The sequence below is a fragment of the Streptomyces sp. NPDC006624 genome, assembly GCF_040611555.1.
Classification (GTDB): domain Bacteria; phylum Actinomycetota; class Actinomycetes; order Streptomycetales; family Streptomycetaceae; genus Streptomyces.
Window position 1 is genome coordinate 208,003 of record NZ_JBEXOM010000010.1, and the last position, 25,077, is coordinate 233,079.

Sequence of the window (25,077 nt, forward strand, 5' to 3'; positions counted from 1 at the left end):
CGGCCGGCCCGACCGTGCGCCCGCCTCCGGGCAAGGCCCTACCCCGCCACCGCCCGCCGGCGGTGAGCCCCCCTCACCGCCACTCCGCGCCGGCGGTGTCACCGAGGTCGTCGAGACCGTGTTCCGGATGGAGTCGGCGCGGATCATCGCCGGTGTCACGCGGATCGTCCGGGACGTCGGGATCGCCGAGGAGCTCGCGCAGGACGCGCTGGTCGCCGCGCTGGAGCAGTGGCCCCGGGACGGGGTGCCCGGCAATCCGGGCGCCTGGCTCATGGCCGCCGCCCGCAACCGTGCCGTCGACCTGGTCCGCCGCCGCGAGAACTACGCCCGCAAGCTGGCCGAGATCGGCCGGGACCTGTCGGCCGCGGCACCCCCGGAGGAGCCCGCCGACCCGGAGGACATCGACGACGACCTGCTGCGCCTGGTCTTCACCGCCTGTCACCCGGCGCTGTCGACCGAGGCCCGCACCGCCCTCACCCTGCGCCTGCTCGGCGGACTCACCACGGCCGAGATCGCCCGCGCCTTCCTGGTCCCCGAGCCGACCGTCGCCCAGCGCATCGTCCGCGCCAAACGCACCCTCGCGACACGGAACGTCGCCTTCGAGGTGCCCTACGGACCCGACCGCGAGGCCCGTCTCGGCTCGGTCCTCGACGTCATCTACCTCATCTTCAACGAGGGGTACGCGGCCACCGCCGGCGACGACTGGCTGCGGCCGTCCCTGTGCGAGGACGCCCTGCGGCTCGCCCGGGTGCTCTCCGCGCTGATGCCGAAGGAACCCGAGGTGCACGGCCTGACCGCGCTCCTGGAGCTCCAGGCGTCCCGTACGGCGGCCCGCACCGGCCCCACGGGCGAACCGGTCCTGCTCAAGGACCAGAACCGCTCCCGCTGGAACCGCATGCTCGTCACCCGCGGCATCACCGCACTCGCCCGGGCCGAGGCCACCGCGTCCGGCGCCCCGGGCCCGTACACCCTGCAGGCCGCCATCGCCGCCTGCCACGCGCACGCGTACACCTACGAGGAGACCGACTGGGACCGCATCGCCACCCTCTACGGTCTCCTCGCCGCCCGCTCCCCGTCCCCGGTCGTGGAGCTGAACCGCGCGGTGGCGGTCTCCATGGCCCAGGGCCCCGCCCCGGCGCTGGCCCTCGTCGACGCCCTGACCGCCGACCCCGCCCTGCGCGAGTACCACCTGCTGCCCAGCGTCCGCGGCGACCTCCTCTCCCGTCTCGGGCGTACGGCCGAGGCGCGGGCGGAGTTCGCACGGGCGGCATCGCTCACGCGGAACGCGAGGGAACGGGAGCTGCTGCTGCGCAGGGCGGCGGAGCCGACCTGACCCGACGGTCAGACGGGGTGCCCGACGAGCATCGCCGGCGCTCCCGCCACCCGCGTCAGGAACACCGTGGCCGACCGCGGCCCCTGCGGCTTGACCTTCTTGCGCAGCTCCTCCGGCTCGACCGCCGAGCCCCGCTTCTTCACGGTCAGCGTGCCGACCCCGCGCTCGCGCAACAGGGCCTTGAGCTTCTTGACGTTGAAGGGCAGATGGTCGGTGATCTCGTAGGCGGTGGCGTACGGGGTGGGGTGCAGGGCGTCGGCGGTGACGTACGCGATGGTCGCGTCGAGCAGCCCGCCGCCGACCCGGTCGGCGACCTCGGAGACCAGGTGGGCGCGGATGACGGCGCCGTCGGGCTCGTAGAGGTAGCGGCCGGGCGGGCGGACCGCCGGGTCGGGCAGGCCGCGCGAGAGCAGGGTGCGGGGGCCCGGGAGCAGCGTGGCCCGCACGGCGCCCGGCGCGGTGCCGAACCACAGCACGGCCTCCTTCACGTCCCCGCCGTCGGAGATCCACTCGGCCTCGGCGTCCTCCGGCACCGCCTCGTGCGGGATGCCCGGGGCGACCTTCAGGGCGGCGGCGCGCGGCGCCCGGCGGGCGGCCGACACCGCCCAGGACAGCGGCGGCGAGTAGGCCTCGGGGTCGAAGATCCGGCCCCGGCCGCCCCGCCGGGCCGGGTCCGCGAAGACGGCGTCGTAACCGGTCGTGTCGACCTCCGTGACGTCCGCTTCCCGCACCTCGACCAGGTCCGCGAGACCCAGTGCCTCGGCGTTCGCCCGGGCCGCCGCGGCCGTCAGCGGGTCCCGGTCCACGGCCAGGACCCGGATTCCGGCACGGGCCAGCGCGATCGCGTCACCGCCGATGCCGCAGCACAGGTCGGCGACCGAGTTGACGCCCAGATCGGCCAGGCGCCGGGCCCGGTACGCCGCCACGCTCGCCCGGGTCGACTGCTCGACCCCGTTCGGCGTGAAGAACATCCGGCCCGCGTCCTCCGCCCCGAACTTCACCGCCGCCCGCTGCCGCAGCCGCGCCTGCCCCAGCGCCGCCGACACCAGCTCGGCCGGATGCTCGCGGCGCAGCCGGGTCGCGACGGCCAGCTCCTGCGCGGGGTCGGTGTCCCGCACCTCGTCGAGGAGGGCGCGGCCTTCGGGGGTGAGGAGGGGGGCGAGGTCGTTCACCGGTTCATTGTCGGCCACGGCGCCCGCGCGGGGGCGTGTGGGCCAGTCGGTGGACGGAGCGCCCTCGGCCGCGGTGTCGGGCCCGCTCCGCCCGGACGGGCTGCGAGGATCCGGCACCATGCGAGAAGTCGTACAAACTGACAAAACCGGGGCATCGGGCCCGACTTCTGCCGACAGCGCGTCGCACGGAACACCGGACGACGCGTCCCGGGGGGCGTCCGGGGACGCGTCCGGTCCGGTGGCCGGGGGCGAGTCCGGTTCGGTGGCCGAGGGCGAGGCCCGTGCGGTGTCCGGGGGTGAGTCCGGCCTGGTTTCCGGGAGCGCGACGGGCCCGGTGTCCGGGTGCGCGCCCCGTCCGGTGTCCCAGGGTGCGGTCCGCTCGGTGCTCGGGGGTGCGTCCGGCCCGGTGTCCGGGGACGCGACGCGTCCGATGCCCGGGGGCGAGTCCGGCCCGGTGTCCGGGTGCTCGCCCCGCCCGGTGCCCGAGGGTGCGGTCCGCCGGGTGCCCGAGGGTGAGTCCCGCCCGGTGTCCAGGGACGCGCCCCGCCCGGCGTCCAGAGACGCGACGCGCCCGCTGTCCGGGGACGCGGCCCGCCGGATGCCCGGGGACGTGCCTCGCCCGGTGTCCGGTCGTCCGGTACGCCGGAGATCCCCCGGTGCCCGGCTCCGCGCGTCCGGCGGCGTGCGCGTCGGGCTCGCGGCTCTCGTTCTCGCCGCCATCGCCTCGGGCTGCGCGCAGGGCGGTGCCGGCGACGAGGTGACCCCCGCCGGCGGCCAGCAGCCCCTCGACGCGCCCCCGGCCCGCGCGCTCGACTCCTACGCGAGCAGACTGGGCGCCGCGCACGCCGCCCGGGTCGCCGCCGCCCACCGCTGGGGGCTGGCACAGGCCCCGCTGTCCGCCCCGCCGCCCCCGGCCAGGAAGCCCAGGATCAGGACCCGCGAGGGCTTCGAGGTGACCGGCCACCGCAGGCTGAACCTCCCGCCCGTCTTCACCACCGTCCCCACCCGGGACAAGGTCGTCTTCCTCACGATCGACGACGGCGCCGAGAAGGACCCGGCGTTCCTGCGGATGATGAGCGACCTCGACGTGCCCTACACCGCGTTCCTCAGCGGCTACCTGGTCAAGGACGACCCCCGCTACTTCCGCAGGATGCAGGCCCGGGGCGTGGCGCTGAACAACCACACCCTCCACCACCCCCGCCTGCCGAGCCTGTCGTACCGGCAGCAGAAGCGCGAGATCTGCGGCATGCAGCGCTACCTGGCCAAGCGCTTCGGCACCCGCCCCGCCCTCTTCCGCCCGCCCTACGGCAGCTACGACCGGACGACCCTGCGCGCCGCCAAGGCCTGCGGCATCGCCTACGTCCCGCTCTGGAACCAGGAGGTCTTCCCCGACCGCTGGGAGTACCGCGAGGGGGACCGGCGGCTGCGTCCGGGCGACATCGTCCTCACCCACTTCCGGGGCCGCGAGCAGTGGAAGGGCTCGATGGCGGACATGATCCGTCGCTTTTTGAACGAGGTCAGGTCCGAGGGCTTCGCGGTCGGGCGGCTGGAGGACTACCTGTGAGGCGCCCGGCCGCCGCCGCGCTGTGCGCCGGGCTGCTCCTGCTGGCCGGCTGCGCGGACCCGGCGGGACAGCGGCGGCCCGGACCCGCCGACGGCCGCGCCCAGGCCCCCGCACACCCGGCCGGCCGCCCCCTGCCGCCCGTCGTCGACCACGTCCCCACCCGCGACCCGGTCGTCTTCCTCACCTACGACGACGGCGCCGAACGCGACCCCCGCTTCGTCGGCCTGGTCCGTGAACGGCGGCTGCCGGTGAGCATGTTCCTCACCGACAGCGTCGTGGGCCCCGGCTACGGCCACTTCGCCCGGCTGCGCGCGGTCGGCGCCTCCCTGCAGAACCACACCCTCGACCACCCCGCCCTGCGCGGTCTGCCCTACGCGGGCCAGCGCGCCGAGATCTGCGGCCAGCAGCACAAGCTCCGCTCCCGCTTCGGCATCCGCCCCACCCTCCTCCGCCCGCCCTACGGCACCTACGACCGGGTGACCCTGCGCGCCGCGGCCGACTGCGGCATCAGGGCGGTCGTCCTCTGGCGCGCGTCCCTGGGCACCGACGGCGTCCTGACGTACACCCGCGGCAGGCCCGGTCTGCGCCGCGGCGACATCGTCTCGGTCCCGTCGGGAGACACGGCCTCCCTGACGCTCACGGAACGGACCGAGCGCCTGCTGAGGGAGATCGAGGGCAGAGGGCTGCGGGTGGGGCGCCTGGAGGACCACCTCTGACGGCTCGGCGAGGCCGCCGCGCACAACCCGGCCGCACGACCCGCCGCGTACGGCCCCCCGACCCGCCCGCCGACCCGCCGCGTACGGCCCCCCGACCCGCCGCGTACGGCCCACCGACCTGCCCGCCGACCCGCCGTGCACGGCCCTCGAACTGCCCCCCGAACCGCCCGCCGACCCGCCCGCCGCCCTCCGGACCAGGCCGACGCGCCGCCCGCAATTAGCAGTCCGCTTGACCGAGTGCTAATCGCGGTCATAGTCTCGGCTCTGGCACTCCCACCGGGAGAGTGCCAAACAAGCGACGGGCAGGTCCGGCACCCGCGACGACGGATCGACCTGGTCGCCACCTCAGACAGTTAACCCCGTGAGATCTCCGAAGGGGGAGGTCGGATCGTGACGACCGCCAGCAAGGTTGCCATCAAGCCGCTCGAGGACCGCATCGTGGTCCAGCCGCTGGACGCCGAGCAGACCACGGCCTCGGGCCTGGTCATTCCGGACACCGCCAAGGAGAAGCCCCAGGAGGGCGTCGTCCTGGCCGTTGGCCCGGGCCGCTTCGAGGACGGTAACCGTCTTCCGCTCGACGTCTCCGTCGGCGACGTCGTGCTCTACAGCAAGTACGGCGGCACCGAGGTGAAGTACAACGGCGAGGAGTACCTCGTCCTCTCGGCCCGCGACGTGCTCGCGATCATCGAGAAGTAATTCACCCCAAGCACACTGCTTTTCAACTGCGCCCCTGGCCCCCGCGATCGTCAAGAAGCCGGGCGCCCGGGGCGCAGTGCCGTAACCCAGATTCCGGAAGAGGGCTCACGCTCCCATGGCGAAGATCCTGAAGTTCGACGAGGACGCCCGTCGCGCCCTCGAGCGCGGCGTCAACAAGCTTGCCGACACGGTCAAGGTGACGATCGGCCCCAAGGGCCGCAACGTCGTCATCGACAAGAAGTTCGGCGCTCCCACCATCACCAACGACGGTGTCACGATCGCCCGCGAGGTCGAGATCGACGACCCGTACGAGAACCTCGGTGCCCAGCTGGTCAAGGAGGTGGCGACCAAGACCAACGACATCGCGGGTGACGGTACGACCACCGCGACCGTGCTCGCCCAGGCGCTCGTGCGCGAGGGCCTGAGGAACGTCGCCGCCGGTGCCTCCCCGGCCGCCCTGAAGAAGGGCATCGACGCCGCCGTCGCCGCGGTCTCCGAGGACCTGCTCGCCTCGGCCCGCCCGATCGACGAGAAGTCCGACATCGCCGCCGTCGCCGCGCTGTCCGCCCAGGACCAGCAGGTCGGCGAGCTCATCGCCGAGGCGATGGACAAGGTCGGCAAGGACGGTGTCATCACCGTCGAGGAGTCCAACACCTTCGGTCTGGAGCTGGACTTCACCGAGGGCATGGCCTTCGACAAGGGCTACCTGTCGCCGTACTTCGTGACGGACCAGGAGCGCATGGAAGCCGTCCTGGACGACCCGTACATCCTCATCACGCAGGGCAAGATCTCCGCCATCGCGGACCTGCTGCCGCTGCTGGAGAAGGTCATCCAGACCAACGCCTCCAAGCCGCTGCTGATCATCGCCGAGGACGTCGAGGGCGAGGCCCTGTCGACCCTGGTCGTGAACAAGATCCGCGGCACCTTCAACGCCGTCGCGGTGAAGGCCCCCGGCTTCGGCGACCGCCGCAAGGCGATGCTGCAGGACATGGCCGTCCTCACCGGCGCCACGGTCGTCTCCGAGGAGGTCGGCCTCAAGCTCGACCAGGTCGGCCTGGACGTGCTGGGCTCCGCCCGCCGCGTCACCGTCACCAAGGACGACACCACGATCGTCGACGGTGCCGGCGGCAAGGACGACGTGCAGGGCCGCGTCGCCCAGATCAAGGCCGAGATCGAGACCACGGACTCCGACTGGGATCGCGAGAAGCTCCAGGAGCGCCTCGCGAAGCTGGCCGGCGGCGTGTGCGTCATCCGCGTGGGTGCCGCCACCGAGGTCGAGCTCAAGGAGCGCAAGCACCGTCTGGAGGACGCCATCTCCGCGACCCGCGCCGCGGTCGAGGAGGGCATCGTCTCCGGTGGTGGCTCCGCGCTGGTCCACGCCGTCAAGGTCCTCGAGGGCAACCTCGGCAAGACCGGCGACGAGGCCACCGGTGTCGCGGTCGTCCGCCGCGCCGCCGTCGAGCCGCTGCGCTGGATCGCCGAGAACGCCGGCCTGGAGGGCTACGTCATCACCTCCAAGGTCGCCGAGCTCGACAAGGGCCAGGGCTTCAACGCCGCCACCGGCGAGTACGGCGACCTGATCAAGGCCGGCGTCATCGACCCGGTCAAGGTCACCCGCTCCGCCCTGGAGAACGCCGCCTCCATCGCCTCCCTCCTCCTCACGACCGAGACCCTGGTCGTCGAGAAGAAGGAAGAGGAGGAGCCGGCCGCCGCGGGCCACGGCCACGGCCACGCCCACTGACGACACCGGTTCGCCAGAGCACGGCCGAAGGCCCGGCACCCCGAAAGGGGCTGCCGGGCCTTCGCCGTACCCGCGCCCTCCCGGCACCGGAACCCGGCCGATCATGCAACCGTCCAGGGCCGGAGACGGTCTACCCCTCAGAGCGGCAGGAGCAGGAGGGGGCAGGATGAACCAGGTGCTCTACGGGGAACGCTCCCGTAACCCGTTGGCGCGGACGGTGGAACTCACCGAGGGCGGACTGCGCAGGGGCCGCAGGACGACCCCGCTGGACGAGCTGAACCTCGCCGCCATGGCGGAATCGTTCCTCCGGGGCGTCTGGCTGGGCGGCGGAGGCACCGAACGCCCCCTGGAAGCGCTGCCCCAGGGCCCCGGAGTCGTCCCGGTCACCCGCGTCACCGGCACCACCACACCGCTGAAAGCCCGTCAGGCGGCCGCGTTCGCCCACGCGCTGGGCGAACTGGCGGTGCGCCGCTGCGGAGGGCCGGACCACGTGGCCGCCATCGCCGCCCGGGCACAGGCGGAGGGCGTCCCTCTCTGGATCGCGCGCCGCTCCGCGCCCGGCCCCGCCGGACCCGTGACCGTCGCCGTGGACCGGCGGTCGGTCCGCGTGGACGTCTGGGGCCCGCACGCCCCCGTCGTACGCCTGCGCGCACCGCACGGCTACCGCCCCGACTCCGCCGACCGGGCGAACGGCCTGGTCCTGCGCGTCGGTGAGCTCTCCGCACGACTCGAACTCCGCAAGAAGGTGCGCAAGTCCAAGAGCAGGGTCGAGATCAGCCTGCCGGACCGGCGGTGGACCCTGCGCCGCGAGAACGCGGACAGCTCACGGCTCCTGCGCGACGACCGGCCGGTCGCCCTGCTGACCCGCCCCTCCGCATGGCCCGGCCCCCCGCCCGGCTCGGTACTGCTGCCCCTGGCCGACGTCCGCCACGAGAGCCCCGACCCCCTGGACGCCGTCATGGCCCACACGGTCGCCGTCTCCTTCGGCCTGGGCGACACGACGGGCCTGGCCCGATTCCGCGCCGTGCCCTCCCGCCGCGACACCTACGACGACATGTGGGAACGCCCCTGGTACAGCAACCTCGGCCGCAGCCGGGACGACAACGAACCCGGCGGCGGCGACGGCTGGGGCAGCGACGGCGGCGACGGCGGCGACGGCGGTGGCGGTGGCGGGGGCGGCAGCGACGGGGGCGGTGGGGACGGAGGGGGCGGCGGCGGAGGGGACTAGCGTCCGGTGGCGGCGACTCCCCCGCCCGGGGATGCCCGGGCGTGGACGGCTCACGCGACCAGTCGGCGCACCCCGTGGTCGTCCGTCACCTCGTACACGTCGATCCGCAGCAGCTCGCGGACGTGGGCCGGAACCCGCGCGACGGCCTTGACGGACGAGGACGGCACCACGAGTGCGTACCGTATGCGGGTGTCCTGGCTCGTCATGCGGCGCAGCAACTGCCCGTAGGCGATGTCCGCGTCGATGCCTTTGTCCTGGGTGCGGCCCTTGGCCTCGCAGATCAGCCGCTCGTCGCCGCGTACGGCTTCGAGATCGGTCCAGCGGTCCGTGGGCTCGACCGGTGTCCACCCCTCGGTGAGCAGCCAGGCGCGGAAGGCGCCGGTGACTCGGTCCTCGTCGCTGCCCGGGGCCAGGATCTTCCGCAGCGCCGCCAGGTCGGCCTCCTGGTTGCGCCGCAGCCGTCCGCGCCCGTCCGCGTCGAGGTCGGCGGGCCGGACCACGATCAGCCGCAATCCGTGAGTGGGGATCTCGGTGTCACGGCGGGCGTCGTACAGGGCCCGCTGCCCGCCCCGGTGGACACCGCTCACGGTGAGCCGGTCCGGCTTGTCGAAATGCGGCACGGGCCGGTCGTGCTGGAGCTCCCGGTACTCGACCACGAGCCGGTGACCGGGCCAGTACGCGTCGACCGGCAGCCTGACCCGCCGGCCCCCGGTGCCCGGATCGCCCAGCAGCCAGTCGAACCGGTGCTGGGTCAGGGCCTCTTCACCGAGGATCCGGTTGCACAGGCCGACCACGTACGCCTCGTCGCTGTCGCTTCGCGATGCCATGGCGCGCATCCTGCCTCTTCGCCCGCGGGCAGGCCAGGACGAGTGCGGTTTCTCCGGCTTGACGGCGGTGTCGTCTGAGGCCCGCTGAGCCCGCCGGAGACGGCGGCCCCGACGACCGGGATGGCCTCGGAGACGGACTTGGCGGGGTGACTGCCTTCTGCGGCAGCATCTCGGCGACCAGGAGACCGCGAGGCGGCGACAGTCGCTGCGGCCGCTCGTAGGATGCCTGGATGCCCAAGCCGACACGGACGAGCCGCGCGTGGGTCGCCGGGTGGGTGGTGCTGTGCGCGGCCGGCCTCGCTGCCACCGCCGGACTGAACGCCTCCTCGCCACCGGACCCGCAGCCCGAGAGACCTGTGAGCGCCGAGTGCGCCGAGTACGTCGCGGACGTGGAGAGGCAACTGGCCGAGGCCAGGAAGGAGGGCGGGGGAGACGGGGTGCTGGCCTTCTCCCGAGTCCGGGCCGGCACCGGCGACGACTGCGCCGACGAGCTCCGCGATCACCTCCTGGCCGACCGGTGAGCCGCGGCGCACGGCTCGCCGTGATGGCCGGGCTGATCTGCGTCGGGGCCCTGTCGGTCATGGCCGTGGCCGCCACTGCGGAACCGGAACCGGAACCGGAACCGATGCCGCAGCCCGCACCACCGCGGGTGTACTCCTCCTGCTTAGCGGCCGACACCGACCCGGTTCCCGCCGGCCACGCCCCGTGCGGCCACGGTTGAGGAACGGTCGAGCGACGGCGGTCCGCTGCAGAACGGCGGAGCACTGGCCCAAGACGGCTCCGCGGCCGTGACCGCCTTCAGAAGACGCGGGGTACCGTCACGGCGGCCGTGGCCCGGCGGTCGAGCTGACGCCTACCGGGCCTGTGTCGGGCAGTACGACGGCGCCGGCGGTTCCCGGATCTGCACGAAGTGGTTCTGAGGGCGGGGCCGGCCCCGGACGGCGTCGAATCGGACGCGCGGCGCCCGGTCGGACGACGGCAGGCCGTCAGTCCTCGTCCGGGACGGCTTCGGCGCCGTTCCGCCCGCACATCCCCGTGAAGAACGGGTTGGCCGCCGCGGTGCCGGTCTCCAGGGTGGCCGCCTCGTCGGACCGGCCCTCCGCCCGCAGGGCTCGGACGACGTCGTGGATCACGGCCGCCTCGTTCCACGCGTAGTCCCCCGAGCGATAGGCCTCCAGGGCGGCGTCGAAGTCGGCGTGTGCCTCCGTGTAGTGGCCGAGGTCGCGGTGGGCGACCCCGCGCAGATGACGGGCCATGGCGTTGGCGTAGGCATCACCGGCGCGTTCGGTCACCTCGATGGCATGGCTCAGCGGTCCGAGAGCCTCCGTGGGCCTGCCTTCCTTCAGGTGCAGCCAGCCGACGTCCCGCTGGGTATGGGCGACCCACATCTCGTCGCCGACCTGCCGGAAGATCCCGACAGCCGTCTCGGCCGTCTCGCTGGCCGCGTCCAGGTCGCCCATGCCCGCCAGGACGCGGATCCTGGCGTTCGCGACCCGCCCCATCCAGTGCCGTTCGCCCATCGGGCCGAAGATCTCCTCCGCCCGCCGGTAGCAGTCGAGCGCTTCGTCGCGGCGGCCGAGGAGACGGTAGATCTTGCCGAGGGCGTAAAGACCGGCACCCTCCCACCTGCGGTCGTTCAGTACACGGAAGTCGTGGATCGCCGATTCCAGCAACGGCGCCGCCTCCTCCGGCCGACGCAGGTAGCCGAGGGTTTCCGCGAGGGTCCGCCGCAGCCGGGCGCGCGCCCGGAGGTCGCCGGCCTGCTCGGCCAGCCGCAGCGCCTCCCGCTGGCTCTGCTCGGCGAGTTCCGGCTGCCCCCGCCACCTCTGGAACTCGCCCAGCCGCTCCAGGGAGTTCAGCACGTGCCAGGAGTCGCCGGCCGTCCGCAACCGGTCCACCGCTTCGGTCATGTGCCGCAGGGCGTCCCGGAAGTCGTGCTTCGCCGCGTGTGCGGCGGCGACGATCATCTCGTCCCTGGCCGGCCCCGCTGCGTCCGGCGTCTCCTCGGCCTGTGTGCCACCGGTCAGCAGCAGCGCCAAGGCCGTGTCCGGTGAGCCCTCGGCCAGCGCCACCGCCGCGCGGGCCCGCCGCAGACTGTGCCGTACCCGCGGCCTGGTCCCGGACGGCGCGCTGAACAGCCAGTCCGCGGCACCCGGCGACAGGGTGATGTCGTTGAGAAAGTACGACAGCGCCTCCCCGATCTCGGCCGCCTCCGCGTCCAGGCCGAGACTCCGGCCCCGGCCGATGGCCCACTCCAGCCGCTTCTGCTCGCCTGAGACCCAGGCCGCGGCCGACAACCGGTCCAGGTCGCCGACCCGCTCCGCGGACACCTCCGTGGCGAGCTCCGGGGCGCGCTGTGCGGCGAGGTGGACGACGGCGTCCCGGTACGCCCGCACCAGGCGGATCTCCAGGTTCCGCTGGTCTTCCGACGGCAGCCGGTCGTACTGCTCGGCCGCATAGACCCGGATCAGGTCGTGGAGGCGGTAGCCGGGGTCCGCTGCCCCGTCGCTCCGGGCCTCCATCAGACTGACCTCGACCAGCTCGTCGCAGGCCGCGACCGCCAGTCCGCGGGTCTCCAGGACGGACGCGAAGTGCCAGTCGGTGAGCCGTCCGACCGGTAACGAGGAGATCAGTCCGAAGGCCGCTCGCGTGGGCTCCTCCAGCTCCCGGTGACTGAAGCCCAGACAGGCCTCCAGGCTCCCGTCGGCATGGGAGAGTTCCCGCAGCCGGTCCCGCTCGTTCTCGAGGCGGGCCTGCATCTGGGCCAGGCTCAGGTCCGGCCGGTTCCGGAGTTTCGAACCGACGATGCGCAGGGCCAGGGGAAGCCGGCCGCAGAACCGGGTGATCCGCAGGGCGACGGCGAGATCGGCGGCGACGCGGTCCTCGCCGGCCCAGTGCGCCAGGACACTCAGCGCGTCGTCCTCGTTCGGGAGGGACACGTGCACGGGGGGACGCGCCACGTCTCCGACGGACAGCGCCCTGCGGCTGGTGATCAATACCGCGCACCCCGCACCCACCGGCAGCAGGGGGCGCACCTGTGCGGTGCTGTGCGCGTTGTCGAGCATGATCAGCAGCCGGAGGTCGTTCGTCAGCGAGCGCAGACGCGCGGCCCGGTCCGCGACGCGGGCGGGGATGTCCTCACGCGCCACACCGAGCCTCAGCAGGAGCTCCTCCAGCGCGTCCGCACTCGTCATGGGCTCGTCACCGTCACCGCGCAGCGCGAGGTGCAACTGGCCGTCGGGATATTCGTCCTTCAGCCGGTGCGCCGCGTTGAGGGCGAGCGTCGTCTTGCCCGTGCCGGGCGCCCCATGGACGGCGACGATCTTCGACTGGCTCTGCGAGAGACCGACGGACAGGGACCCGCCCGTCGGTGCCGGAACGTCCCGGAGCGTGGTGAGCAGGCCGTCGAGCAGGGTCTGGCGGCCCACCCAGGGCCCGGTGGGCGGCAGTTCGTGCCGCGGCACACTGCGTGCGACCGGTTGCGCGACCGCCCCGGGCCGGGTGCGCGCCGCGTGGTAGAAGGTGAGGCCACCGATCACCACCGCCGTCCCGCTTCCCACGGCGACGGCGGTGGACCCGTCGAAGAGGTCGAAGATGATGTCACCGGTCGCACTCAACGCGGCCACGGTGCCGCACAGGGCGCCGGTGACCCAGTATGGCGAGTGACGTGAACGTGCCTGATCCGCCATGGAGTTCCCCCGAGAAGCCAACGTGGCGCGAGCCGATGATGCCACGATCACGAGCCCGTGCACAGCGGCCCGATTCAGGCCAGGATGCGAGTCGGGAAGGATCCGCGGGAGATCAGTGGCAGTTGTCCCGTCGGCCCGGAGATCCTGAGCTGCCTTCCCTGGTGAGCCGCGACCCTGATGGTCGAGGAGGCGGCGGTGGCGAGGGGAATGAGCTGTGACAACTCGTCCCGCGCGATCCCGGTGACCACTTCGTTGCCACAGACGAGAACGGCGAACACCAAGGACGCCGGCTCGGACGCGATCCTCTGCTTGTCCTCGGCGGAGAAGGTGAAGAGGTAGTCTCTCGGCCCCTCGCCACTGCTGTACTTGATGAACAGATGGCGGTCGTGGTTCACCACGTAGTGCCCGTACTTCACACTGGCGCGGTTGAGTGCGGTGAACTTCTCCGAGTCGGCGATCGCCACCAGCGCGGCGCCATGCATGAAGTCCTTGTAGTCGATCAACTGTCGTCCTCTCCAGCCGGCCATGGATCGATGAAGGATCACCAGCATGGACGCGCCCGCAGGGAAGTCAGTTCTGCGGACGCGCCGGGACGATCTCTCGGACCAGTCGCCACATCCCCCTCGACGGATTCCGCTGACTCCTCACCCGGCCTCTCCAGCGCCCGCGCCCGTTCGGGGGTCTGCGGCCACGTCTCCCGGCAGAGGCCGATCCCGGAACGCCGGCCTGCCGCGCAGCCTGGACCCACGCCGTGGATTCCTCCGGCGGCCCCGCTACGAATCCCTCGCCATCCGTCTCCCCCTTGGAGGGCCTGGCGACCGCCAGCGTGTACGCGTCGTCGACCATGGGCGCCACGCCGACATACCGTCCGGAGGCGCGGTGGTGCCAGCGCAGCACTGCGGCCCGGCCGGGCAACGGGTCCCGTCGGGCCAGGTCGGCGGCCGTCTCGCCCGAAGCCGCGGCGCCGCCGGCCAGTTCGGCGGGGGCCGGATCGCCGGAGCCCGCTGGTGGGCGTCCCCACTCAGGCCGACGCCCAGCCCGAATGCGAGGGGACACGGCGGTCAACGGACCGGAACTCAGTCCGGGCGTCGGCGTCCGTCTCGGCCGGAGCGACGTCCCCAAGAGGGTGCACACAGAAGAGAGCGAGTGAGTCGTCGGCGCGGCTCCGCGAGGTCGCACGGCCCTGCCGCCGGAAGTGCGACAACCACCGCACCCTCAAAGCTCCGTGGGCTCCAACGCCCCCAACTGCTGCATGAGCCCCAGCCGGTCGTACTGCCACCAGCCCTCGGCGATCTTGCCGTCCGGGGTGCAGCGGTGGACGGTCGTTCCGGTCATCGTGACGTTCTGGCCGGTCGGCGGGATGCCGAGGAACTCGCCCTTGTGGTGCCCGCGGAAGGTCCACCGGGTGCAGACCCGGTCGCCCTCGGCCAGCTGGTCGTCGAGGGTGAAGGAGAAGTCGAACCCGCCGCGCCACTCCTCGACCTCGCGGCGTACCGCGTCCAGCCCGATGACGTCCTGCACATTGGCGGGATCGTGGTCGTGGTAGTCCTCGACGAACACGTCGTTGAACGGCGGCGCGGCGCCCTCGCCCGGTGCGAGTTCGAAGAACCGGCGCGCGGTGGCCGCGTTCAGCTGCTCGTCGCGCACCACGTCGAGATCCGTGAACGTCGGCGCCTCGTCGCAGAGCGCCACCATGTCCCGGAAGATCCGGTCGGTCTCCGGGAGCCCGGAGTTGCGCATCGCCTCCTCGTACGACGGGAACTCCACGATCTCGACGATGTGCGAGGCGTCGGCCCGGTCCTTCGCCACCACACTGTGCGTCGCGGTCCGCTTCCCCTTGGTCTGCTCGACCCACCGGTCCATCAGCCGGTTCATCTCGTCGAGCCGGCTGGTCCTGCATTCGATGAGCTGTACGAAGGTCATGATCTCGCCTCCGGCCCCCCTGGGTCCGGCTGAACAGCTCCATTGTCCCAAGCGGGCCGTCCGGGTGCCCGGTGACCGAGGAGGCCCTACTGCGGCCCGTACTTCCGCCCCGTCCTGGACGACACCGCCCCCAGCATCCCCCGCGGCACCAGCTTCGCCGCCCCCATCAGCGCCTTGTAGCGCGGGTCCGGGATGGACAGCGTCTTGCCGCGGGACAGGTCCTGCAGCGCCGCCGCGACCAGCTTGTCCGCGTCGAGCCACATCCAGCCCGGGATGTTGTCCGTGCCCATGCCGGCCCGCTCGTGGAACTCGGTGCGCACGAAGCCGGGGCAGAGCGCCATCAGCCGTACGCCGCTGCCCGCCAGGTCGCGGGCCGCGCCCTGGGTGAACTGCACGACCCAGGCCTTGGAGGCGCCGTAGGTGCCCCGCGGGACGAACGCGGCCACCGAGGCGACGTTGACGACGCCACCGCGCCCGCGGTCCCGCATGCCCGCCGTCGCCGCCGACGTCAGCCGCAGCACCGCCTCGCAGTGCACCTTCAGCATCCGCAGCTCGTCGGCCATGGGGACGTCGAGGTAACGGCCCTTGTTGCCGAAGCCGGCGTTGTTGACCAGGAGGTCGACGGGGTTCCTGCGGTCGCCCAGGCGGTCGGCCACCGCCTCGATGCCCTTGTCCTCGGCGAGGTCGGCCGTCAGCACCTCCGCCTCGATGCCGTGCCGGTCGTGCAGCTCGGTCGCCTGTTCCCGCAGCCGCCTGGTGTCGCGGGCGACCAGCACCAGGTTGTGCCCGTCGGCCGCCAGTCGCCGCGCGAACGCGGCCCCGATGCCTGCCGTCGATCCCGTAATCAGAGCCGTTGTCATGGCAGAAGGGTAGTGACCCGGCCGGCGCCGGCCGGCTGCCGCAGAGGGCCGTCCGTGGTGAAGAGTCGGTGGAGAAGGGCGTGGCGGGCCGCCGTCACGCCCCGTGCTTCTCCGCGTACTCCCGCGCCGCCCGCAGCACTTCCGGGTGCAGCGCCTCGCCCGCCGCCAGCAGCCGCGGCAGCAGCGTCCGGTCGGTCGTCGTCGCGCGGAACTCCAGCGCCACCGTGACGTCGTGGCCGGGCCGGTGCACGATCTCGATCGCGTCGCCCGCCCGGATCTCGCCGGGCCCGACCACCCGCAGGTACGCCCCCGGCGCACCCCGCCGCGTGAACCGCTTCACCCAGCCCTTCTCGCCCAGGTGGCCCTGGAACGTGCGGCAGGGGATCCGCCCGCAGGTCACCTCCAGCACCACCTCGGGCCCTATCCGCCAACGCTCGCCGATCAGCGCGCCGGACACGTCCAGGCCCGCCGTCGTCAGGTTCTCGCCGAACGCGCCGTGCGGCAGGGTCCGGCCCAGCTCGCGCTCCCACTCGTCCAGGTCCTCGCGCGCCATCGCGTACACCGCCTGGTCGTCGCCGCCGTGGTGCTCCAGCTTGCACACCGCGTCCCCGGCCAGGCCGCTCCCGCCGACGCCCTTGGGCCCCGGCGCGGCCACCCGGACCGGCCCCGTCACCGGCCGCTTGTCGATCCCCGTGACGCCCTCCGGGTTGTCCGTGTACGGCACGGCCTCGGCCCGGCCCAGATTCACCGACAGAAGCTTCATGCCCGCACGGTAGGGGACAGTGCCCCAAAGCGTCGACGAATTATTCGCGGCGGCTTCAAAGGGTCGCTTATCCTCGAAGGGTGATCGAAGCCCGCCACCTCCGCGTCCTGCGCGCCGTCGCCGCCACCGGCTCCTTCTCCGCCGCGGGGCGCGAGCTGGGCTGCACCCAGCCCGCCGTCAGCCAGCAGATGAAGGCCCTGGAGACGTCCGTGGGCACCCCGCTGCTGATCCGCACGGGCCGCGAGATGCGCCTCACCCAGGCGGGCGAGGCCCTGGTGCGGCACGCCGCAGGGATCCTCGCCGGGCTCACGGCCGCGGAGGAGGAGGTCGCGGCCATCGCCGGGCTGCGCGCCGGCCGGGTCCGGCTCGTCTCCTTCCCCAGCGGCAGCTCCACGCTCGTCCCGACGGCCCTCGCCGCCCTGCGCGCGGCCCACCCGGGCACCCGCGTCTTTCTGGAGGAGTCCGAACCGCCCGCCTCGGTCGGACTGCTGCGCGAGGGCGACTGCGACGTGGCGCTCGCCTTCCGCTACGAGGGGGCGGCGGGCGCGGAGGAGTGGGACGACCTCGTCGTGCGGCCGCTGCTGAGCGACCGGCTGGTCGCGCTGGTGCCGGAGGGGCACCGGCTCGCGGGCGCGGAGCGCGTGGCCATCGGCGAACTCGCCGAGGAGTCCTGGATCGCCGGCTGCCCGCGCTGCCGCGGCCAGCTGGTCGAGGTGTGCGCGGCGGCCGGCTTCACCCCGCGCATCGACTTCGCCACCGACGACTACCCGGCGGTGGTCGGTCTGGTCGGCGCCGGTCTGGGCGTGGCCGTGCTCCCCCAGCTGGCCGTCGAGTCGGTGCGGCCCCGGGGGGTGCGCACCGTGACGCTGGAGCCGGCCGTGCGACGGGAGATCGTCGCCCTCACCCTGCCCGACCTCGCACAGGTCCCGGCGGTGGCCGCGACACTCGACCAGCTGGCCAGGGCGGCCCGCCGCTGACGACGGCCCGCCGTCGGCGGCGTGTCCGCCGGCGGCCCACCTGCGTCAAAAACCAACGGCACGCATGCGCGTGCCTTCAGAAGAAACGTTCCTTCAGTTGTTCGAGGCGGCGTGCCCGCCCGATGTCGACGCCGACACCAGCCGGTTGCGCGCCCGCCCCATGAGCTCTTCACGCTCGTCCTCGGTCAGCCCGCCCCACACGCCGTACGGCTCCCGCACCGCGAGTGCGTGGGCGGCGCACTCGGCACGTACCGGGCACCTCATGCAGACCTCTTTGGCCGAGTTCTCGCGAGCACTCCGAGCCGCACCGCGCTCACCCTCCGGATGGAAGAAGAGGGAGCTGTCCACCCCGCGACAAGCAGCCAGCAGCTGCCAGTCCCACAGGTCCGCGTTCGGTCCGGGAAGGCGGGAGAAATCTGCCATTACGTGACCCCTTGTAGCCGTTACTGGCGGATCCGGTGTCCAAGACCGTACAACTACGATCTAAGGAGATGAAAATATGACTCATTGCGAATCTAGCTCCAGACACCGCCGAAGTGGAAGAAATGGGTCTGAATGGGGCATACCTTGTGATGAAAGTTGCGGGGGTCCGGCGCGCACATCTGCACCGTGTCCGCCCACTCACATAGAGTGCCGAAGATGGCAGTCGCCCCCGTAACTCTTTCGAGTGACCGTCGTTGAGAGTGCGAGGCGGTTGAAGGAACAAGCGCTCGGGCGGGCGTCCGAGACGTAGACCGCACAGGTGACGATTTCGTACCAGCCTGGAGGCTCAAGGTGACGCGCATCAGCTGCGGAGGACGGCCATGACATCCGTCCTCGTCTGCGACGACTCCCCGCTTGCCCGAGAAGCGCTCCGTCGCGCGGTCGCGACCGTGCCCGGCGTAGAGCGCGTGACGACGGCGGCCAACGGCGAGGAGGTCCTCCGCCGCTGGGGGGCCGACCGCTCGGACCTGATTCTGATGGACGTGCGCATGCCCGGCCTGGGCGGCGTCGAGACGGTCCGGCGGCTGCTGTCCGCCGACCCCGGTGCGCGCATCATCATGCTCACCGTCGCCGAGGACCTGGACGGCGTGGCGCTCGCCGTGGCCGCCGGTGCCCGCGGCTACCTGCACAAGGACGCCTCCCGCGCGGAGCTCCGCGCGACGGTGACGCAGGCCCTGGCCGACCCGACCTGGCGGCTCGCCCCGCGCCGGCTGCGCTCGGCCGAGATGGGCGCGGCGCCCACGCTCACGGCGCGTGAGATCCAGGTCCTCGAAGGCATGAGCCACGGCCGCTCGAACGCGGAGATCGGCCGCGAGCTGTTCCTCTCCGAGGACACCGTCAAGACGCACGCCCGGCGCCTGTTCAAGAAGCTCGGCGCCTCGGACCGGGCCCACGCGGTGGCGCTCGGCTTCCGGTGGGGTCTGGTGCGGTAGGGCCTGTCCTTCGGATCGGGCCGGCCGCGACGCGCGGCCTCCGGCAGAGGCCGGAGAGCGGGGGCACGCGGATGCCCCCGCGCGAGCCGCACACGCGCGTGCGGAAGCCGGCCGCCTACGACACCGCCGGTGGGGACCGCTCCCTGCCCGAGCGCGGTCGCGAGCTCGGGAGGGTGCTGCTCAGACCCCCCGTCTCCGGGACGATCCGAACGGCAGGTCCCAGGGGCGACGGCGCAGGTCGCGACGGTCGCGACGAGGGCACGGAGAACCAGGTGGGCGGGGGTGCACCCGCGCTCCGCCCGATGCCCGCTGCTCGTTTCGCCGCGGATGCCGCATCCTTGAGGGTGTGGAGTTCCTCGGGGACGAGTCGGTCGAGCGGAAGGGGAGGGCGCAGGGGATGAGTTCCGGCGCACCTGCTCATAACGCTTCGGTGCACAACAACGGGCGCGGAGCCGCGGACCCCGCGGCCGCAGGGCACCATGGACCGATGCGCGAAGACGAGGCGGTCCATCCCCATGGGGCGATCGGCGCGCTCGTCCACCGCGCGGTCGACGGGGACGAGCAGGCCACGCACGACCTCCTCGCCCACGTCCACCCCCTGGCGCTGCGCTACTGCCGCACCCGGCTGTCCCGCCTCCCGGGCGACGCCCGGCACTTCGTGGAGGACCTCGCCCAGGAGGTCTGCGTGGCGGTGCTCCTCGCGCTGCCCCGCTACCGGGACACCGGGCGTCCCTTCGAGGCGTTCGTCTTCGCCATCGCCGCCCACAAGGTCGCCGACCTGCAGCGCGCGGCGATGCGCCACCCCGGCTCGACGGCCGTCCCCTCCGACGAGATGCCCGAGCGCCCCGACGACTCCCTGGGCCCGGAGGAGCGCGCCCTGCTCAGCAGCGACGCGGAATGGGCCAAGAAGCTCCTGGCCAACCTCCCCGAGAACCAGCGGGAGCTGCTGCTGCTGCGCATCGCCGTGGGGCTCACGGCCGAGGAGACCGGCCAGATGTTGGGAATGTCACCCGGCGCGGTCCGGGTCGCCCAGCACCGGGCGCTGAGCCGGCTGCGGGCACTGGCCGAGCAGTAGGCGCCCCTTGCGCACCCCCCGTTGAACAGGTGGCGCGTAGCTTCCGTACGAACATACGAAGCCCGGAGCCGACCGGAACCGTGGAATGAGACAGCCGCGCTTCCCGTTAGCATGGACATCCGCACCGATCAAGGCCATTTGGGGAAGGTGTCATGACTGCCAACGTCGACGGAGTGCCCGGTAAATTCGCGACACTCGGGCTGACCTACGACGACGTGCTGCTGCTGCCGGGTGCATCCGAGGTGCTCCCCAACGCGGTCGACACCTCGTCCCGCATCTCCCGCAACGTCCGGGTCAACATCCCCCTGCTGTCCGCCGCCATGGACAAGGTCACCGAGTCGCGCATGGCGATCGCGATGGCCCGTCTGGGCGGCGTCGGCGTCCTGCACCGCAACCTGTCCGTCGAGGACCAGGTCAACCAGGTCGACTTGGTGAAGCGGTCCGAGTCCGGCATGGTCACCGACCCCATCACGGTGCACCCGGAGGCCACGCTCGCCGAGGCGGACGCCCTGTGCGCCAAGTTCCGCATCAGCGGCGTGCCCGTCACCGACCCGGCCGGCAGGCTGCTCGGCATCGTCACCAACCGTGACATGGCCTTCGAGACCGACCGCTCCCGCGAGGTGCGCGAGGTCATGACCCCGATGCCGCTGGTCACCGGCAAGGTCGGCATCTCCGGTGTCGAGGCCATGGAGCTGCTGCGCAAGCACAAGATCGAGAAGCTGCCGCTGGTCGACGACGCGGGCATCCTCAAGGGCCTCATCACCGTCAAGGACTTCGTCAAGGCGGAGAAGTACCCGAACGCCGCCAAGGACGCCGAGGGCCGGCTGCTCGTCGGTGCCGCGGTGGGCGCCAGCCCGGAGGCCCTGGAGCGCGCCCAGGCCCTCGCCGAGGCCGGTGTGGACTTCCTGGTCGTCGACACCTCGCACGGCCACAACAGCAACGCCCTCAGCTGGATGGCGAAGATCAAGTCCGCGGTCTCCGTCGACGTGATCGGCGGCAACATCGCCACGCGTGACGGCGCGCAGGCGCTCATCGACGCCGGTGTCGACGGCATCAAGGTCGGGGTGGGCCCCGGCTCCATCTGCACCACCCGCGTGGTCGCCGGCATCGGCGTCCCCCAGGTCACCGCCATCTACGAGGCCGCCCTCGCCGCCCGTCCGGCGGGCATCCCGGTGATCGGGGACGGCGGCCTGCAGTACTCCGGCGACATCGGCAAGGCGCTCGCCGCCGGCGCCGACACGGTCATGCTGGGCAGCCTGCTCGCGGGGTGCGAGGAGTCGCCGGGCGAGCTGCTGTTCATCAACGGCAAGCAGTTCAAGTCGTACCGCGGCATGGGCTCGCTCGGTGCCATGCAGTCCCGCGGTCAGGGCCGGTCGTACTCCAAGGACCGCTACTTCCAGGCGGAGGTCGCCTCCGACGACAAGCTCGTTCCCGAGGGCGTCGAGGGCCAGGTGCCCTACCGCGGCCCGCTGGCCAACGTGCTGCACCAGCTCGTCGGCGGTCTGCGCCAGACCATGGGCTACGTGGGCGCCGCCACCATCGAGGAGATGGAGTCCAAGGGCCGCTTCGTGCGGATCACCTCCGCGGGCCTCAAGGAGAGCCACCCGCACGACATCCAGATGACGGTCGAGGCACCGAACTACAGCAACAAGTGACGTCGCCGCGCGCGTGAGGCTGCGGGAGGGGCGGCCCCGGGAGTATCCGGGGCCGCCCTTGCCGTGCCCGTCGGCGATACTGGAAGACGCTGAACGCATCAGGGAAAGGCCACAGACGTGACTGAGATCGAGATCGGGCGCGGCAAGCGCGGCCGCCGGGCGTACGCCTTCGACGACATCGCCGTCGTCCCCAGCCGCCGTACGCGGGACCCGAAGGAGGTCTCCATCGCCTGGCAGATCGACGCCTACCGCTTCGAGCTGCCCTTCCTGGCCGCCCCCATGGACTCGGTCGTCTCCCCGGCCACGGCCATCCGCATCGGTGAGCTCGGCGGCCTCGGCGTGCTGAACCTCGAGGGCCTGTGGACGCGCTACGAGGACCCGCAGCCGCTGCTGGACGAGATCGCGGAGCTGGACGCGCAGTCCGCGACCCGCCGGCTGCAGGAGATCTACGCCGCCCCGATCAAGGAGGAGCTGATCGGGCAGCGCATCAAGGAGGTCCGCGACTCCGGCGTCGTCACCGCCGCCGCGCTCTCCCCGCAGCGCACGGCCCAGTTCTCCAAGGCCGTCGTCGACGCGGGCGTGGACATCTTCGTCATCCGCGGCACGACGGTCTCCGCGGAGCACGTCTCCGGCTCGCACGAGCCGCTGAACCTGAAGCAGTTCATCTACGAGCTGGACGTCCCGGTGATCGTCGGCGGCTGCGCCACCTACACGGCGGCCCTGCACCTGATGCGCACCGGCGCGGCCGGCGTGCTGGTCGGCTTCGGCGGCGGCGCCGCCCACACCACGCGCAACGTGCTCGGCATCCAGGTCCCCATGGCGACGGCGGTCGCCGACGTGGCCGCGGCCCGCCGCGACTACATGGACGAGTCGGGCGGCCGGTACGTGCACGTCATCGCGGACGGCGGTGTCGGCTGGTCCGGCGACCTGCCCAAGGCGATCGCCTGCGGCGCGGACGCGGTCATGATGGGCTCCCCGCTGGCCCGTGCGACCGACGGCCCGGGCAAGGGCCACCACTGGGGCATGGAGGCCGTGAACGAGGAGCTGCCCCGCGGCCAGAAGGTCGCCCTCGGCACGGTCGGCACGATCGAGGAGATCCTCACGGGCCCGTCCCACACGCCCGACGGCTCGATGAACCTCTTCGGCGCCCTGCGCCGCGCCATGTCCACGACCGGCTACAGCGACCTCAAGGAGTTCCAGCGGGTCGAGGTCACGGTGGCGGACTCACAGCACCGGCGGTAGGCGCGTTCGACGCGGATGAGGGCCCGGCCACTCGGGGAGTGGCCGGGCCCTTTGCCGATCGCGGGAGCGACCGCGTGGCGGCTGACGGCCCCGTGCGCTGCTCACGCTGCCGAGTGCGCTGATCATGCTGCCGAGTGCGCTGCTCACGCTGCCGATCGGCGGGGAGGCCGAGCCGGACCGGGGCGTGATCGGCGGTGCTGTTCCGCCTGGTGCCTGGCGTGATCGAGCTCGTATGCCCGCGCAGCCCCGGCCACGCGGCCCGGCCCGGCACGCCCGCCGCCGTCCGCGCCGGTCCTCCGCCCTGCCCTGCGGAGCCCGGACGCCGACCGGCCCGGTCCGGCGAAGACCCGGCGAGGGGCGGCACGAGGAAGGGCCGCCGCACCGGGGTGGTGCGGCGGCCCTTCCTCAGGTGTGAGGGTGCGGCGTCAGCGGACGTCGCCCATCATCGCCTTGACCTTCTTGCGGTACATGAACACCGCGAAGCCGGCGACCACGGCCAGGGCCGCCTCCAGCGCCACGAAGCCCGCCCTGTCGAGGTTCACCCCGCCGACCGCCGGGTTGGACAGCAGCGCGGTGACGGAGTCGCCCGCGGTGACCGCGAGGAACCACACGCCCATCATCTGGGAGGCGTACTTCGCCGGCGCCATCTTCGTCGTCACGGACAGACCCACCGGCGACAGCGTCAGCTCGCCGACGGTCTGCACGAAGTAGATCGCGACCAGCCACATCGCGGCGGCCTTGTGGCCGCCCTCGGCGATCGACAGCGGGGCGAGGAACAGGAAGAAGGACGCACCCACCAGCACCAGACCGGAGGCGAACTTCACGATCGTGCTCGGCTCCTTGCCGCGCCGGTTCAGCCACAGCCACAGCCAGGCGAAGACGGGCGCCAGCGCCATGATCAGGACCGGGTTGACCGACTGGTACCAGGAGACCGGGAACTCCCAGCCGAACAGCGAGTTGTCGGCCTTGTCGCTGGCGAACAGGGACAGGGTCGAGCCGCCCTGGTCGTAGATCATCCAGAAGACGGCCGCGGCGACGAAGAACCAGATGTACGCCGCCACCTTCGAGCGCTCGCCGGAGTCCAGGTCCTTGTCGCGCAGGATGCGGGTGATGACCAGGATCGGCACGATCAGGCCGAGGAGCGTGAGCGGGATCAGCGCCCAGTTCAGGGTGAAGTGGCCGGTGCCGCCGACCAGGCCGTAGAAGACCACGGCGACGGCCAGCCAGATCAGGCCCTTGCGCAGGGTGCGGGCCTTCTCGGCGGGCGACAGCGGGGTCGGGACCTCGCTGCTGCGTGCGCTCAGGTGGCGGCCGCCGAGCAGGAACTGCACCAGGCCCAGCGCCATGCCGAGCGCGGCCAGGGCGAAGCCCAGGTGCCAGTTGACGTTCTCCCCGACGGTGCCGATGACCAGCGGGGCGACGAAGGCGCCGAGGTTGATGCCGATGTAGAAGACGGTGAAGCCGCCGTCCCGGCGCGGGTCGTCCGGTCCGTCGTAGAGGTGGCCGACCATCGTGGAGATGTTGGCCTTCAGCAGGCCGGAGCCGATGGCGACCAGGCCCAGGCCGACGTAGAAGCTCGCGGCCGCGGGCAGCGCCAGGCACAGGTGGCCGAGCATGATGACGACGCCGGCGGCGGCGACCGTCTTGCGGGGACCGAGCACACGGTCGGCGAACCAGCCGCCGGGCAGGGTGAGCAGGTACACCAGCGACAGGTACACGGCGTAGATCGCCGTCGCCGTGCCCGCGCTCAGGTGCAGGCCACCCGGGGCCACCAGGTACAGCGGGAGCAGGGCCCTCATGCCGTAGTAGGAGAAACGCTCCCACATCTCGGTCATGAACAGAGTGGCCAGTCCGCGGGGGTGGCCGAAGAAGGTCTTCTCGGAACCGGGGGTGCCCGGGCGGGCCGAGTCCTTCGTCAGGCTGGACGCCATGGTCGTTCCTTGCTGCTCGGGACGCGCCCCGCGACAGCGGTGGTGCGCCCGGTGGGGGGCTGCCGGCACCGGTGAGTGTACGGCCGTCCGCCCGACGCCCACGGGGGTCCGCTCCGGATCACGAAGCGGTGGTCGCTCGCCACCGGGATCCATGCCTCTACGCGCGTCGCCGCACGAGGAGGCCCGGCCACAGGTCGTTTCACGGTCGGGGCCGGCGGGGAACCGGCCCGCACACAAAGAAGACCTTCAGGGCGTACCGCCTCCGAAGGT

The 25,077-nt window shown here is 72.5% G+C and carries 21 protein-coding genes; 12 read left to right on the forward strand and 9 right to left on the reverse strand.

Annotated features, from left to right (window positions below):
• Nucleotides 1-127 precede the first annotated feature (127 nt).
• The gene (locus tag ABZY20_RS20665; protein WP_356442940.1) at nt 128-1,333 is read left to right on the forward strand and encodes a sigma-70 family RNA polymerase sigma factor; all 1,206 of its coding nucleotides are present in this window, start codon (nt 128-130) and stop codon (nt 1,331-1,333) included.
• An 8-nt stretch (nt 1,334-1,341) separates the two neighbouring features.
• Here ABZY20_RS20665 and ABZY20_RS20670 read toward each other — a convergent pair whose 3' ends face one another.
• A complete protein-coding gene (locus ABZY20_RS20670) occupies nt 1,342-2,505 on the reverse strand; it encodes a methyltransferase domain-containing protein (RefSeq protein ID WP_356442941.1) in 1,164 nt (387 codons plus the stop codon).
• Between the two features lie 682 nt (nt 2,506-3,187).
• On the opposite strand from ABZY20_RS20670, the gene ABZY20_RS20675 reads away from it, so the two are divergent.
• From ABZY20_RS20675 to ABZY20_RS20695, 5 genes are all read left to right on the forward strand, one after another.
• Entirely contained in the window at nt 3,188-4,069 is an 882-nt protein-coding gene (locus tag ABZY20_RS20675; RefSeq protein ID WP_356442942.1) for a polysaccharide deacetylase family protein, read from the forward strand.
• Entirely contained in the window at nt 4,066-4,785 is a 720-nt protein-coding gene (locus ABZY20_RS20680) for a polysaccharide deacetylase family protein (protein WP_356442943.1), read from the forward strand. The genes ABZY20_RS20675 and ABZY20_RS20680 overlap by 4 nt, the downstream gene beginning before the upstream one ends.
• Before the next feature lie 387 nt (nt 4,786-5,172).
• Nucleotides 5,173-5,481: a co-chaperone GroES gene (gene groES, locus ABZY20_RS20685; protein WP_356443013.1), complete on the forward strand. Its 309-nt coding sequence runs from the start codon at nt 5,173-5,175 to the stop codon at nt 5,479-5,481.
• A 115-nt stretch (nt 5,482-5,596) separates the two neighbouring features.
• The gene (gene groL, locus ABZY20_RS20690; RefSeq protein ID WP_356442944.1) at nt 5,597-7,222 is read left to right on the forward strand and encodes a chaperonin GroEL; all 1,626 of its coding nucleotides are present in this window, start codon (nt 5,597-5,599) and stop codon (nt 7,220-7,222) included.
• Between the two features lie 166 nt (nt 7,223-7,388).
• Nucleotides 7,389-8,450: a hypothetical protein gene (locus tag ABZY20_RS20695; RefSeq protein ID WP_356442945.1), complete on the forward strand. Its 1,062-nt coding sequence runs from the start codon at nt 7,389-7,391 to the stop codon at nt 8,448-8,450.
• A 50-nt stretch (nt 8,451-8,500) separates the two neighbouring features.
• On the opposite strand, the gene ABZY20_RS20700 is transcribed toward ABZY20_RS20695, so the two are convergent.
• Nucleotides 8,501-9,277 (reverse strand): hypothetical protein, encoded by a 777-nt coding sequence (locus ABZY20_RS20700; protein ID WP_356442946.1) that lies wholly within the window; start codon nt 9,275-9,277, stop codon nt 8,501-8,503.
• Nucleotides 9,278-9,507: 230 nt separating this feature from the next.
• On the opposite strand from ABZY20_RS20700, the gene ABZY20_RS20705 reads away from it, so the two are divergent.
• Nucleotides 9,508-9,798 (forward strand): hypothetical protein, encoded by a 291-nt coding sequence (locus ABZY20_RS20705; RefSeq protein WP_356442947.1) that lies wholly within the window; start codon nt 9,508-9,510, stop codon nt 9,796-9,798.
• Nucleotides 9,799-10,263: 465 nt separating this feature from the next.
• Here ABZY20_RS20705 and ABZY20_RS20710 read toward each other — a convergent pair whose 3' ends face one another.
• The 5 genes from ABZY20_RS20710 to ABZY20_RS20730 form a co-directional block, all read right to left on the reverse strand.
• Nucleotides 10,264-12,894 (reverse strand): tetratricopeptide repeat protein, encoded by a 2,631-nt coding sequence (locus ABZY20_RS20710; RefSeq protein WP_356442948.1) that lies wholly within the window; start codon nt 12,892-12,894, stop codon nt 10,264-10,266.
• A gap of 146 nt (nt 12,895-13,040) precedes the next feature.
• The gene (locus ABZY20_RS20715) at nt 13,041-13,469 is read right to left on the reverse strand and encodes a hypothetical protein (protein WP_356442949.1); all 429 of its coding nucleotides are present in this window, start codon (nt 13,467-13,469) and stop codon (nt 13,041-13,043) included.
• A gap of 712 nt (nt 13,470-14,181) precedes the next feature.
• A complete protein-coding gene (locus ABZY20_RS20720) occupies nt 14,182-14,889 on the reverse strand; it encodes an ester cyclase (RefSeq protein ID WP_356442950.1) in 708 nt (235 codons plus the stop codon).
• An 86-nt stretch (nt 14,890-14,975) separates the two neighbouring features.
• The gene (locus tag ABZY20_RS20725; RefSeq protein WP_356442951.1) at nt 14,976-15,749 is read right to left on the reverse strand and encodes an SDR family oxidoreductase; all 774 of its coding nucleotides are present in this window, start codon (nt 15,747-15,749) and stop codon (nt 14,976-14,978) included.
• 94 nt (nt 15,750-15,843) lie between these two features.
• Nucleotides 15,844-16,512: an MOSC domain-containing protein gene (locus tag ABZY20_RS20730; RefSeq protein WP_356442952.1), complete on the reverse strand. Its 669-nt coding sequence runs from the start codon at nt 16,510-16,512 to the stop codon at nt 15,844-15,846.
• An 80-nt stretch (nt 16,513-16,592) separates the two neighbouring features.
• Between ABZY20_RS20730 and ABZY20_RS20735 the strand changes: the two genes are divergently transcribed.
• Nucleotides 16,593-17,489, forward strand: a complete 897-nt coding sequence (locus tag ABZY20_RS20735; RefSeq protein ID WP_356442953.1) for a LysR family transcriptional regulator — start codon at nt 16,593-16,595, stop codon at nt 17,487-17,489.
• A 93-nt stretch (nt 17,490-17,582) separates the two neighbouring features.
• Here ABZY20_RS20735 and ABZY20_RS20740 read toward each other — a convergent pair whose 3' ends face one another.
• Nucleotides 17,583-17,912 (reverse strand): WhiB family transcriptional regulator, encoded by a 330-nt coding sequence (locus ABZY20_RS20740; RefSeq protein WP_031119978.1) that lies wholly within the window; start codon nt 17,910-17,912, stop codon nt 17,583-17,585.
• Between the two features lie 380 nt (nt 17,913-18,292).
• Between ABZY20_RS20740 and ABZY20_RS20745 the strand changes: the two genes are divergently transcribed.
• The 4 genes from ABZY20_RS20745 (at nt 18,293) to ABZY20_RS20760 (ending at nt 22,876) form a co-directional block, all read left to right on the forward strand.
• Nucleotides 18,293-18,904, forward strand: coding sequence for a response regulator transcription factor (locus ABZY20_RS20745; protein WP_003948568.1), 612 nt, complete (start codon nt 18,293-18,295; stop codon nt 18,902-18,904).
• A gap of 487 nt (nt 18,905-19,391) precedes the next feature.
• On the forward strand, nt 19,392-19,979 hold the full coding sequence (locus ABZY20_RS20750) for a sigma-70 family RNA polymerase sigma factor (RefSeq protein ID WP_356442954.1): 588 nt from the start codon (nt 19,392-19,394) through the stop codon (nt 19,977-19,979).
• A 152-nt stretch (nt 19,980-20,131) separates the two neighbouring features.
• Entirely contained in the window at nt 20,132-21,634 is a 1,503-nt protein-coding gene (gene guaB / locus ABZY20_RS20755; RefSeq protein ID WP_356442955.1) for an IMP dehydrogenase, read from the forward strand.
• Between the two features lie 117 nt (nt 21,635-21,751).
• Nucleotides 21,752-22,876: a GuaB3 family IMP dehydrogenase-related protein gene (locus ABZY20_RS20760; RefSeq protein WP_356442956.1), complete on the forward strand. Its 1,125-nt coding sequence runs from the start codon at nt 21,752-21,754 to the stop codon at nt 22,874-22,876.
• Nucleotides 22,877-23,301: 425 nt separating this feature from the next.
• Here the strand turns inward: ABZY20_RS20760 and ABZY20_RS20765 are convergent, their stop codons facing one another.
• Nucleotides 23,302-24,807, reverse strand: a complete 1,506-nt coding sequence (locus tag ABZY20_RS20765; protein ID WP_356442957.1) for an oligopeptide:H+ symporter — start codon at nt 24,805-24,807, stop codon at nt 23,302-23,304.
• Nucleotides 24,808-25,077: the final 270 nt, after the last annotated feature.